The 13,823-nt window shown below is 32.8% G+C and carries 6 protein-coding genes; 5 read left to right on the forward strand and 1 reads right to left on the reverse strand.

The annotated features are described in order from the left end of the window. Positions 1-36: 36 nt before the first annotated feature. A complete protein-coding gene (locus tag OEA66_RS19245) occupies positions 37-3,642 on the reverse strand; it encodes an MMPL family transporter (protein WP_267282933.1) in 3,606 nt (1,201 codons plus the stop codon). A gap of 229 nt (positions 3,643-3,871) precedes the next feature. Between OEA66_RS19245 and OEA66_RS19250 the strand changes: the two genes are divergently transcribed. The 5 genes from OEA66_RS19250 (at position 3,872) to topA (ending at position 13,666) form a co-directional block, all read left to right on the forward strand. Next, positions 3,872-4,861 carry a hypothetical protein gene (locus OEA66_RS19250; protein ID WP_267282934.1) on the forward strand — a complete coding sequence of 330 codons (990 nt, stop codon included), beginning with the start codon at positions 3,872-3,874 and terminating at the stop codon, positions 4,859-4,861. Then, the gene (locus OEA66_RS19255; protein ID WP_267282935.1) at positions 4,862-6,001 is read left to right on the forward strand and encodes an EpsG family protein; all 1,140 of its coding nucleotides are present in this window, start codon (positions 4,862-4,864) and stop codon (positions 5,999-6,001) included. It abuts the gene before it with no gap. 278 nt (positions 6,002-6,279) lie between these two features. Beyond that, entirely contained in the window at positions 6,280-9,735 is a 3,456-nt protein-coding gene (locus OEA66_RS19260; RefSeq protein ID WP_267282936.1) for a T9SS type A sorting domain-containing protein, read from the forward strand. Between the two features lie 168 nt (positions 9,736-9,903). Next, on the forward strand, positions 9,904-11,049 hold the full coding sequence (locus tag OEA66_RS19265; protein WP_267282937.1) for a hypothetical protein: 1,146 nt from the start codon (positions 9,904-9,906) through the stop codon (positions 11,047-11,049). A 46-nt stretch (positions 11,050-11,095) separates the two neighbouring features. Continuing rightward, the gene (gene topA, locus OEA66_RS19270) at positions 11,096-13,666 is read left to right on the forward strand and encodes a type I DNA topoisomerase (protein ID WP_267282938.1); all 2,571 of its coding nucleotides are present in this window, start codon (positions 11,096-11,098) and stop codon (positions 13,664-13,666) included. Positions 13,667-13,823 lie beyond the last annotated feature (157 nt).

Genomic DNA, 13,823 nt, shown 5'->3' on the forward strand with positions numbered 1-13,823 from the left:
TTTTTATGGATTACAAAAATAAGATATTCAATTTTATTATTTATGCCTAAATATTTTTATTGATTCCGAATTAAACAAGTGTTTGTAATTTGGGTTTTCAAAAGTTCGATTTTTAATATTCAGCAAAATAATGATCTCCGGAAAATCTTTGATATCATTAAGATAAAAATTTTTATCAGAAATTAAAAGTACATCTATCTTTTTATTGATTTGAGACTGATTTTCAATATAGAAAATTTTTCTTCTTTGCACCAAATAGTTGTTTTTGGCAACTAATCTTTTTTCTTCATCATTAATTAAGCTGAAAATTTTTCTTCCGGCTTGCTGAAGTGTGAGCAAAATATCTTTCTGTCCGAAATCATTCGCAATATGAAAAACCGTGGCATCTTTCGGAATGTGTTTATTCAATTCAAAATAAGCCGATTTGTTTTTGTTAAAATCTTCTTTTAAAGGTTTTACAACTTCATTTTCTTTATATAAAAAGCTTAAAAACAGTTTTTTCTTAAAATAGTCTTCATCTTCAATATCAATTCTCAGTTTTGCAAATTCATCTCTGAAATAAGCGTTGATTTTCTTCGTTCTTTCAGAATAATCTTTACCAAAACTCAAATCTCCTTTATGAATTCTGTCGCCAACTTTCACTGTGATACTTCCGTCATAAATAATAAAATCTCCTTTCGGCTGCACTTCAGAATTTCCATGAATATATATGGGAAGGATGTCTAAATTAAATTGTTCGGCAATGTAAAATGCACCTTTATGAAATCTTTTTATGTCATTCGTATAAGAACGCTCAGATTCCGGGAAAACAACCAAAGAATATCCCTGTTCTATTTTTTCTTTCAGTTGATCCATTCCGTTTTCAATTCCTTGAGAAACCGGATAGAATCCCAAAGCTTTTACCAATTTCCCGAAAACCGGAGAATTATAAACCCAGTCATTCACAAGATAAATAATTTTGTGATTGACCATTCCTAAAGCCAGAGTGTCAAGAAATGAAGTGTGATTTGCGATAATTACTGCAGGTTGAGAAAAATCTTCATCTGGGTTTCTGATGACTTTTTTCTTTACAAATGGATTTGAATATAAAACTGAAGTCAGGAACTTTGCTAAAAGTAATTTGATGAAATCTAATGTTTTTCCTTTCGATCTTTTTACAAAAATACTTCCGATTGCAGAAAATAGTAATCCGCCCAAACCATAATAAATAAAAGACAGGAACGAATTTAATAATAACCTTAAGGTAATTGGCGATAAACCTTTTCTCTGTCGGTTAATGATTAAAAATCTAAACCAAAACGGGTACAAAGTTGAAGTAATCACAATTACGGAAAACATTCCGATCAAAGCGACCAAAGCTAAAGAATGTAAAGCCGGATGTTTTGCGAAGATCAAAGAACCGATGGATAAAATTGTTGTAAAAACCGCCAGAATAATCGAAATTCTATATGTTGGAAGCTCGTTTTTTCCGGTTGTGTGTTCTTTTTGCATTGCTTTCGTGAGGAAAATACTGAAATCGTCACCAACTCCGAAAACCAAAGTACAGACAACGGTGCTGAAAATATTTAATTCTAAACCAAGAAAATATAAAATTCCTGCAGTCACGACTCCCGTTAAAACAATTGGGAACATCGTGAGAAGCGACAATTCAAAATTTCTGAAGAAAACGATAATTGTTAAGACAATTGCTAAAAGAGAATAATTAATCAACGTATTGAAATCATTTTTTAGCAAGCCCAAAAAATTCTCATTCATCTGTTGACGGTCGATTGCCAAAGCTTCGTGGTTTTTTTCAACATCTTTTATGAAAGCATCTCTTTTCTTTTCATCCACTTTTACGACATTCGAAACGGTATAAAAACCATTTTCGTTGCTCAGAAATTCAGAAATTTGTAGTGCTTTTATTTTTTCGTATTCTCTTAAGCTTAAAGTGGAGTAAGTTTTATTTAAATTTTCATTAAACTGATCAAATGCAGAAGAATTAAAACCAAATTTATTTCCATTTTGAACCAATTCAGAAATTGTTTGATTTTTTCTGTTCTGATTCCAAAACAGATTCCATTTTTCAACCTTTTTTTGTTGGTCTTCATTAGATAAAACAACATTACCAATTGAATTGTAGCTTAAAATTTCACCTTCTTTTTTTTCTTTTTCTAAAAACTGGCTCAGTTGTGAGTTCCTTTCTAAAGCTTCATTTTCCGAATTTCCATAAGAAATTGTATAAATGGATTTCGAAGTGATGTCTGATAACTTTTCAAGCTTGGCTTCACTGATTTTTAAATCTTTCGGAATGTAATTTAAGTCACCGATATCTTCATTAAAACCAACGTGGCGAAAGCCAAAAAGACACGCAATAATCATAATTGAACAGACAATAATCAAAGGTTTGTTCTTTTCGTAGGGATAATTACCAATCTTATCGATGAAATTAGTGCTTACTTTTCCCGACTTTTCTTTCGGATGATACAATTGCGGAACAATAATCAAAGCTGCAAACGAAGAAAGGAAAACAGTAATTGCTGCAAAAAGCCCGAGATCTTTCAAAGCTTCAGAACGAACGAAAACCAGACATAGAAATGAAACAGCAGTCGTTGCGCTACTCAAAATAATCGGTTGTGTGATTTCCTTGTAAAGCTCTTCAATATTGTTATTATGTTTGTAATGCGTCAAAATATGGAGCGCATAATCAATTGTAATTCCAATTAAAATAGCTCCAACACTTAATGAAATTGCTGAAATTTTATCTTTAATAAAATACAAAATCATCAGTGAAATGAACACGGCGAAAACTGTCGGTAAAAAAACGATGAGTGGCGTAAAAAAATTCCTGAAATAATAAATCAGCAAAATCAACAAGACTGTCATCGAAATAATGACTGTATTCTGAATGTCTTTCTTGATCTGTTGTGCATTCGCAACCGCAATTACCGGCGAACCGAAATAACTGATTTCTGTTTTTCCTTTGAACGATTTATTGATCTCGTCTTTAATTTGATTTAGCTGATTCACAAAAACTTCATTGTTTTTGGTATCGTTGCTTTTATTTTTTGGATCGATAAAAAGCAAAAGGTTTTTTCCGTCTTTGGTGACGATGTAATTGTCTTCGAGTTTGAAATCTTTACTGATATTTAAAGCATTCAGTTTTTTGATTCCTAAAAAAGTAATTCCAAGCGGGTCTTTTTTGATGAATTCTTTCGTTACCAAACTTGTCGGAGAAACTAGCGAGACATAATTGTTCTCAACCTGCTTTGCAATACTGTCTTCATTGAGTTTTCTTTCGATTTCTTTGTAATCGTTTTCATCCAGAAACAAAGGCAAATTTTGATTGACAAAATCAAAAGTCTCAGAGATTTCATTGTCATTTACTTTTCCCTGAACCGAACCTATATATTTTTTTAAAGGTTCAATTTTATTTAAAAAAGTATCTGCAGTTTCTGAAAGTTGAAAATTGTCGTCTTTCGATTTCTTTTCAATGATGACGATGATTTTGTCTGAAAAATTGAGTTGTTTCAAAACTTTTGCCGTCAAATCAGATTTGTCATTTTTAGGAATAATCTGATTAATGTCTTCTTCAAAATTAATTTTGGAGGCAAAAAATCCACAAATGACAAGAATTCCCAAAGCTGCTGCGATGGAAAACAATCGGTTTTTAGAAATAAAATAATATAATTGTATGAAAAAGCGATGCATTGCCTTAATAAATCAAGTTGCAAATTTAAATTTTTAATGATTGGTTCAAAACAATAATGTAATAAGTTTTGTCTGAAAATCAATAAAATATTGATTATAAAATGAAAAAAACTTATACTTTTGCAGAAGTTCCCAATTCCCTTGTTCTATTTTTAGAACTGAAAAACGATTAACACGTTGTATGTTGAAAACATTTGATGAAAAATTATCCGGATTTCTGTTTGTAGTAATTTTACCGTTTCTGCTGTTTTTCATGTCGTATTACGGCTTTGAATCTTCTTATGTGGGATTGAAATCAATGGAAAAACCGCCCGATTTTATGTTTACCTCGGTGTATGCTTATAGGGTTATTCCAAATTTTTTGATGGTGGAAGTTTTTCATTTCTTTGAATTTTTTGTGAATAATTATTTACCATCAACAAAAGATTTTTTACTTAAAAACGGAACGTTATTTTATCATAGTATTTTTCTGATTAACGCTGTGTTTTTCGTGCTTTCTTCAATTGTCTTAAATAAAATTCTCCATTTCAATACTTCACTTGCTAGTAAATATATCAGTAGAATTTTTCATTTGTTAGCGATTTTTTTCATTGTTATTGTACAATATGTTCCGACCAATTGTGATTCAATAGCGGTGTTTTTTTATCTTTGGGGAGTTTGGTTTACTTTTAAATATTTCAAAAACAGAAGAAAGATTGATTTTATTTTTTTATGTGTGATAATCATTATTTCTACTTTTGTAAGGGAAACTTCATGTCTGAATATTGCTTTTTTTGCAGCACTTTTTGTTGATTTTAAAAAGGTTAGAAATTTTATACATTTAAAAGAAATTTTAATATTGATTACTTCGTTTGTATTGCCTTATTTGTCACTGAAGATTTTGATTCCACAAAATGTTTCTTTTTTTGAGGGCGTATATCTTATGAAAAACCTTACAAGTCCTTTTAATATCGCAGGTCTTTTGTTTGGTATTACTGGTTTTTATTTTGTTTTTTGGTTTGCAGAGCCTCTTCAAAAAACATTTTTAAAAAAATATTTATTTTTTTCACTTCCATATTTGGTGATGATTGCTTTAGTCGGTCTCGTTTGGGAAACTAGACTTTTTTTACCATTAATTCTTTCAGGAATTGTGGTGGTTTCTCATCAGTTTAAAAATATTCATACAGTTTAAATGAGTTTATTACACCCATACTATATTATTGCGCTTGTTTTCATGCTTATCTTCAGCTTTCAGGAAGTTTATGGAAGAAAGGTGGAGAAGAAATGGCTATGGTTTTTAGCAGGTTATCTTATTATTCTTGCGGGTTTGAGAGATCAGGTGGGTCCCGATTATGGAAGTTATGTAGGAATTTACAATTATTCAGATACGAAAGATTATGTAAGTATCATTATGAAGGCTTTGTATGTGGAAGGACCACAACCTATGGAACTCGAATGGCTTTTCGTTTTGATTAATAAAATTTTGCTCAATATTTTCAGTGCACCATTTTATATGCTAACACTTGTTGTAGCGGCGATAACTATCATTTTAAAAGTTGAATATATTGATGATAACACCTTTTATCCTTTTACATTTTTATTGTTTATGTTTATTCCAGGCTTCTTTATTGGAGAAAGCGGACAGATTAGGCAATGTTTGGGGTCCTTTATCGTTTATTATGGAATTAAATTTATAAAAGAAGAAAAACTTATTTTATATCTGCTTTGTATTTATCTGGGAGCAGGAATTCATAATGTTTGTTATGCATTTTTGCCTATGTATTGGGTTGCAAGAATTCCGATAAACAAATTTTGGATGTTGCTTTTCATTATTGCATCGGTATTTGCTTCACCTTTTGAAGTTTACCGTGTTTTAGGTACTTTTATGGATGGTATTGCGGGTGATAATATGCTTGTAGAAGGATTTAATGGTTATGTAGACGAGTCGGCTCAGCGATTGAATGGAGGTTTTGGTATTCCTGAAGCAATGATGGCAATTCTCACTTTTTTCCTTTTCTATTTTGATACGCCAATGAAAGAAAAATATCCATATTATGAGTATCATCGGAATTATGCAGTAATAGGAATTTGTTTTTATTTTATTTTTAGGAATAATCCGGTTTTCTCATCAAGATTAGCCGGTGCCTTTATTGGTTTTTCATACATTATCATTCCTAATGCCATGTATGTGGTCTCCTATGGAACAAAAAGATTAATTCATACTTTCATTATTGTACTTTTCTTTTTTAATTTCATTGTATTTTCAAGCTTTAGAAATATTGTAAATGGAAGATTTACAGCAGAATCTTACAAAAATTTTCTACTTCCATAAAGAATACGTTTCTAAAAGGTCTTTAAACACTTATTTTTTTTCCTATTATTTAAATTTTATTAATCATTAATGAAAATTAATTAAGACGCATACATTTTATGTGTCAAATATTGTATTTTTGCTTCCGAAAATAATTTAAACGGAATTCTCACACATATTTGAATATTTTTACGCATTTGTCAAGATAACTGATTTATGATTTTTATTTCATTGGTGTTTTTGATGTTTTGTTGTGTTTGTGGGAATGTTGTTTATAAATCACAAAATCAACTTACAATATGAATAAAAAATACTTTTTTAGTATTGCAGCGCTGTTCTGTTTATTTTCTGCTGATGCTTATTCTAAAAATGTTTTAGAATCAAAATTTAATGTGTCTAAAGCTGAATTTTCAGCATTGAAAATAAAAACAGACACTTTAGGTGATAAATTCCCTGATAAAAGTAATGGGAATGCAGAAAGAGTCGCTGTAAAAGATTGGATGAAGGCGCCGAATAGCTATATTTTTGAACCTTCACAAGCAAGTGATGGGATTTATATTCCTGTAAAAAAAGCTTATGCTATGTGGAGTGGCTATAAGTTTTTAGGCTATTCTAGTATTCCAAGCGGTACTATCACGGCCGATGTTCTTTGGGAAGATAATCATGGATTGATAAAATCGGGGCTAAATTATGCTTTGGAAATTGTTAATTCAGGAGAAAGTGCCAAAATAAAAGTACCGATTAACAAAAGCAAAGAGGGAAATGCGGTTATCGTTTTTAGAGTTAACGGAGAGATTTTTTGGTCATGGCATATTTGGGTAACCGATGATCCAACCAACGGGTCTACTTATAAAAGTTTTGCCGGTGTAAAAAGAGAAAAAAGCGACGGAACAATAGAAATAATTCCAGATGTAGAGTGGAAATGGATGGATCGGAATTTAGGCGCTTTAAGTAATTCAAATACCGCCAACGATTGGAATAAAAGCGGAGGACTTCTTTACCAATGGGGAAGAAAAGATCCTATTCCGCCATTAGCATATAAAGGAAATGATTTTTATGAGGTTTCCGGATCTATCGGAAGAATTCGTCATAGAGGTGCAAAAAATTTCACGAATGCTCAGAATTTCGATAATTTAAGACAATTTGTACCGCTTTCTGGTGCAACAGTTGATAATAATATTAAGCTTTCAGTAAAAAATCCGTTAAGTCTTATTTATGTTAATAAAGATGACAATTCCGGACCTGCCTATTATAACAATAATGCCAATCTAATGGTTAACTGGTTTGGAAAAACCGTTTCTTTAATTGATAGTAGGCTTACAGAACTGAATTTATGGTCAGATAATTCCCGTGGAAGATTAAATACAGATTACAGCAGTGATGCAAGTACGGCTCCCTATAAAGATAAATCATCTTTTGACCCATGTCCGAACGGATGGAGAATTCCTTCCATGTTGGTGGCAAATCAGGCTTCGGGATCTTATGTAGATAATATTAGGGTAGATTTTTCACCTTTTGGAGTACGAACGAATATTGGGAAAACAGCTTTTGAATCAAGCGGATATCATATAGTTAAACCTAATGACACGAATGTTCCTGCATTTATGACAGGGTTTAAAGTTTATCCTAATGTAGGTTTCGATTTATCTAATGTGGGCGGGAATAATATGGGAACTTTCCCGGGAACAGGTCAACTTGCTATTAATTCTCAAGCCGGACAATATACGGATCAACATCAGGTAGGTTTGTGGACAGCAACAATGACCCGCTTTTATGATACAACTCCTGCTGTTGGAGCCAGACTTTTATATATGATTCCGGATAAATATCAAAATGATACGCCAAGTTCTGCATTTCCGACAATTAAAGGAAGATATTGGTATTTGCCGTTGTCGACTTCTAAGACTTCAGATGCAAATGCTTGCAGATGTATTAAAGATCCTTTAAATATTCTTAATAATTATGATTTTCCAACTGAATATTTTTCTGAAACAGATGAGTATACAGAAGGTTTGAATAATCCAAATACATATCAAATTGTAAAAAGTACAACTGCTACAAGCTTGGAAATTCCTGTAAGTAAAGCTTTTTCAGTTCAAAGTCAATTGCTGAATAACCCTGATATTTTAAATGCTTCAAATTTTAATGATTTAAAAGCAAACGTTTTATGGTCAACAAATACGGGCTTAATTAACACTGTAACCATAGCAAATCCTTCACCTGGATCAACTGCAGATTTGGTAAATTCTAAAATTGTTTTAAATCTAAACCCCAATCAAAGCGGTAATGCTGTCGTTACATTGCATAACGGAAGTATTGATAATCCGGTGTATTGGTCATGGCATATTTGGGTGACCGACACTCCGATTGAATCTTACAATTATACCACAGAAATGCCCAATGCAAATGCAACTAATTATATAAATTATGTTCCAAAAGGCGATGTTCTTAAAACAGAATTTATGGATAGAAATCTTGGGGCAACAGATGCTTTTCCAATTGTAGCTAATCCTTTAACTCCGACTGTTGATGAATATGCTAAAATCAGAGCTTCTACAGGATTACAATATCAATGGGGAAGAAAAGATCCTATTCCTTCGTTTCAATATGCAGATACTCGAGCTTCTTACAATGTTTTTTTAGGAAATGTAAATGCGAATGGAGCAGTAGCTTACACAACGCTTACTCCTGCAACTTATAATAATTTATCTGGAGAATATATTGTTCCTTATGATACTTACACTAATTCTTCTAATGCAAATGTTTTAGCAACAGATAAAGTTTATGAGAAAGTAGCAAAAGTTTTATCATATTCGGTTGAAAACCCATTGGTTTATATGATTCCAAGTTCGTTTGCGCCTTACAATTCTGCAGTTCCGAATTACACAAACGGAACAGATTGGTTATTAAACGAACCAAATGTCGCACCTGAAAGATGGGGAAGAGGTGGTGAAAAATCAGCTTTCGATCCTTGTCCGGAAGGTTGGAGGATTCCTGATCTCACGGGAGTAGCAATTATTACCAACAGAGATTTTGGAATTTCACCTTGGTATAAAAAAGATAAGAATGTAGCAACAAGCTATAATTTAATTAATGAATATGCCGGTGTAAGAGTGAGAAATACAACAACGACGACAATCGGATATACCTTTAACGATTCAAGTTATCCTGTAGGAAATTATCCTAATTCCGGATCACGTGGTTTCAGAAGTGTTACGGCTAACCAAACTTCTGTCGGAACTTTTAATGTGAATAATTTCCAATTTCCGGGAGTTTGGACCGGGGCTTTAAATTCAAATTATATTGGAAGACCAATTAATATTTTATTTAATGCAGCTTCTACAGCCAATCAATTTATTGCTTTCCATGATAATAATGATCCTTACTTTGGGATGAATTGCCGTTGTGTGAAGGTTAAAACGAATCAAAACGGAGATGAAGAAGGTCCGATTCCCGCAATTCCTGTGACTCCTTCGGGATCTACAAAAGCTGCAAATGTTTTCACTAAAAATGAAATCGCAGATAAGGCAAAAGAAAATAAAATTGTTCTTTTTCCAAATCCTGTAAAAGATGTTTTATATATAAGAGCGACGGATAATAAAGACTACTATTATCAGATTTATAATGCTTCAGGTCAAATGGTGAAATCCGGTAAATTTGAAAATACAAAGACCGATGTTTCATCTTTAGTTCAGGGAGTTTATTTGGTAAGAGTTAATAATTCCGAAACAGTTGTAAAGATTGTGAAGAAATAATTTTTAAATCTTTTAAGCTTAAAAATAATTAAACTTTAAAAGAGAAACAGAATAGCGCAAGAATCCTACAAATTTCATATTTTTGAGAAATTAAAAACTGAGTTTGTCGATTATTTAAAAGCTGTTTTGTTTCTCTTTTTTATTTGATACGCTCACAAACACATAAGGTTGAAAAAAGTTCTGTCTTATTTTAACATCAAGATTTTTATCTATGTTCTTATTGTTGCAACCGCTTTGTTTGCAATAGTTTTTACATATTTTCATAATGCAAATTCAGATGGCTATATTTTAGGTGATTGGTTGATCAATTATCAGGATGGCGGTTTCAAAAGACGCGGACTTTCCGGAAGTTTCTTCTTTCTTTTACAAGATTTATCGGGAATTCCGCTTCATTATTTGGTTTATGCGTTTCAGGTAATTATAATTTCGCTTTTCTTTTACTACTATTTTAAGCTGATTCAATATAAAGAAACAACATTTCTCTATCTGTCACTTTTATTGTCTTCGATAGGATTTGTCGGGCTTTTTAATTGCGTTGATTATGTTGGTAAAAAGGAATTTATCGTATTTTTTCTTTTTGCCTATTTCGTTTATCATTTAAATAAAAACTCACTCTCAAAGCGGAAAGAATATTTAATTTCTCTCGGACTCTTTGTTGCAATGTTTTTTCATGAAATCACGATCTTTTTTGTACCCTATTTTCTCATTGCATTATATCTAAAGACTCATAAGCTTGAACTTGAACGATATTTAAAATATATTCTTGCCGTTTTTGTTCCTGCTGTTTTAATTGTATTGTTCGGTCATGATATTAATGAAGGTCACTCTTTAGAAATATTAAAAAATCGTGGAGTTGTTTTAACTAAAGGAATTTTCTTTTGGAATATTAATGAGAGAATTTATATTAATGAACATCTCAGTCAATACTTATTATATATAATCAGCTTTGTAATTAGCGTTTTTCATCTGTGGTATTATTTAAAATATCAAAGAGAGCGAAAGATTCTGTCTATCTGGTTAGTTATAGCATTTTTATTCTCACTACCACTATTTTATCTGGCAATCGATTGGGGAAGATGGATGTACATTCACATGATGTTTATTATCGTGCTTTTTGCCTTATTATTAAAGGATAGCGATTCTTATTTAGCTTCAGAAAAATTGGTTTTAAATCAAAAATTCTGGATTACTTTCTTCATAATAATCATTTCGTTATGCTATAGAGTTGAGATGTCGGGAAGAGGTTTTACACTCGAAGGATTCTTCTACAGAACCTTAATTGCACCATTTGAACTGCTAAATAAAATTATTTAACAAACCCATCTAATAAAAAAGCTTTACTTTTGCAAAAATTTCAGGAATGTCGAAAAATTTAGTAATCGTTGAGTCCCCCGCAAAAGCAAAAACCATTCAGAAGTATTTAGGAAAGGATTTTGAAGTGAAATCCAGTTTCGGTCACATCCGAGATTTACCTAAAAAAGGAATGGGGATTGACTTGGAGACGTTCAGCCCCGATTACGAAGTTTCTGCCGACAAAAAGAAATTGGTGACAGAACTTAAAGCTTCTGTGAAAAAAGCCGAAATGGTTTGGCTGGCTTCCGATGAGGACCGCGAAGGTGAAGCAATTGCATGGCATTTGGCAGAAGAATTAAAACTGAAACCTGAAAACAGAAAAAGAATTGTATTCCACGAGATTACTAAAAATGCAATTTTAAAGGCTATTGAAACGCCTAGAGATATTGACCAGAATTTGGTTAATGCACAACAGGCAAGAAGAGTTTTAGACAGAATCGTAGGTTTCGAAATGTCTCCTGTACTTTGGAAAAAAGTAAAACCGGGATTGTCTGCAGGAAGAGTGCAGTCGGTTGCCGTAAGATTGGTAGTAGAGAGAGAAAAAGAAATCCGTGCATTTACACCAAAACCAAGTTTCAAACTGGATGGGATTTTCTTAAATAAAACTTCTCAGGAAATCGCTGCAAAGCTTAAAAAAGATTTTGAGAAAGAAGAAGATGCCGAAAAATTCTTAGAATTAGCAAAAACTGTTGAATTTAAAGTTTTAAATGTAGAAACAAAACCGGGAAGCCGCTCTGCATCTGCACCTTTTACCACCTCTACATTACAACAGGAAGCTTCTTCAAGATTAGGTTACAACGTAACCAACACCATGCGTCTTGCCCAGAGATTATACGAAGAAGGGTTTATTACCTATATGAGAACCGACTCGGTAAACCTTTCTCAAGAAGCCATTGAAGGTGCTAAAAATCAAATTACATCAGAATACGGAGCAGAATATTCTTCTCCGAGAAATTATACCACAAAATCATCTTCTGCGCAGGAAGCTCACGAAGCAATTCGTCCGACAGATTTTTCTGTGAAATCGATTGGGGATGTTCAGTTAAGCAAATTATATCAGTTAATTTACAGAAGAACACTGGCTTCTCAGATGGCAAATGCTAAAATTGAGAAAACAGTAATTGAAATTGGTAACTCAAAACTTCCGCAGCATTTTGAAGCGCAAGGTGAAGTAATCATTTTCGACGGTTTCCTTAAAGCATACGGAATTGTAAAAACGGAAGACGAAGACGAAGAAAACAACGAAAAATTGTTGCCGAAAGTAACAGTTGGAGAAGTTTTAGACTATAAAAAAATTACCGCAACAGAAAAATTCACAAGACCAAGCGCAAGATATACAGAAGCAGGTCTGGTAAGAAAGCTTGAAGAGTTGGGAATTGGTCGTCCGTCAACTTATGCACCAACAATTCAAACAATTCAGAATCGTGAATATGTTGATAAAAGAGAAATCGAGCCACAGACAAGAGAAGTGGTGAAGATGTCTTTAGTAAAAGATAAAATTAAAAAAGAAGTCCTTGATGATAAATTCGGGGGCGATAAAAATAAATTCGTTCCGACCGATATTGGTGAAGTTGTCAATGATTTCCTAACCGATAATTTCAGTGAAATTTTAGATTTCGGTTTTACCGCAAGAGTTGAAGAAAGTTTTGATGAAATTGCTAACGGTGGTCAAAAGTGGAAAGAAATGATGACCGATTTCTATTCAAAATTCCATCCGAGAATTGCTGATGTAGAAGAAAATGCAGACCGTGCCAATGGAGAAAGACTTTTAGGAGTTGATCCTAAAACCGGTAAAAATGTTCACGCAAGAATCGGAAGATATGGTGCGATGATTCAGATTGGAGAACAGGATGATGAAGAAAAGCCAATTTTCGCATCATTATTGGCAGGACAAAACATTGCAACCATTAATTTGGATGATGCTTTGGAACTGTTTAAGCTACCTTTTGAATTAAATAATTTTGAAGATCAGACGGTTTCTGTTGGTGTTGGAAGATTTGGTCCTTATGTGAAATGGGGCGAAACGTACATCAGTATTCCAAAAGGGGAAGATCCTCTTTCTGTAGATCAAAAACGTGCTGAAGAAATTATTGCTGAAAAGAAATTGGCAGATGCGCCAATCGCAAACTATAAAGGAGAACCTATTACAAAAGGATCGGGTAGATTTGGGCCTTTCATAAAATATCAAAGTATTTTCATCAATGTTCCGAAAAGATATGATTTCGAAAATCTTTCTCAGAACGATATCAACGAATTGGTTGAAGCTAAATTAGAGAAAGAAGCCAACCGTTACATCCAACAGTGGGAAGCTGAAAAAATCTCCATCGAAAATGCAAGATGGGGTCCTATCGTAAAACACGGAAAGAATATTTATAAAATTCCAAAGAAAAAAGACGATACCAAATACGAAGCCGACGACTTAAAAGAAGTTTCTATCGATGAGGTTAAAAAATGGATTACAGCACAGGATCCAAAAGCTTTTGCTGAAAAGAAAAAACCAGCAGCAAAGAAAGCTCCTGCTAAGAAAGCGACTACTGCAAAGAAAACGGTTGCAAAAAAACCGGCAGCGAAGAAATAATTAGTTTTTAATAAAATAGGAAGCACAGATTTTTTGTCTGTGCTTTTTTGTTGCTCTCCGATGTCTCCTGACTTCGGAGTTTACTTATTTGTATTTGTGGCGCAAAGTCGGAGACTTTGCGTAGCGGGAAATCAATATAAGTTTTCTATTTTCATTT

Origin of the sequence: Chryseobacterium luquanense (assembly GCF_026460945.1) — a bacterium.
GTDB classification, from domain to species: domain Bacteria; phylum Bacteroidota; class Bacteroidia; order Flavobacteriales; family Weeksellaceae; genus Chryseobacterium; species Chryseobacterium luquanense.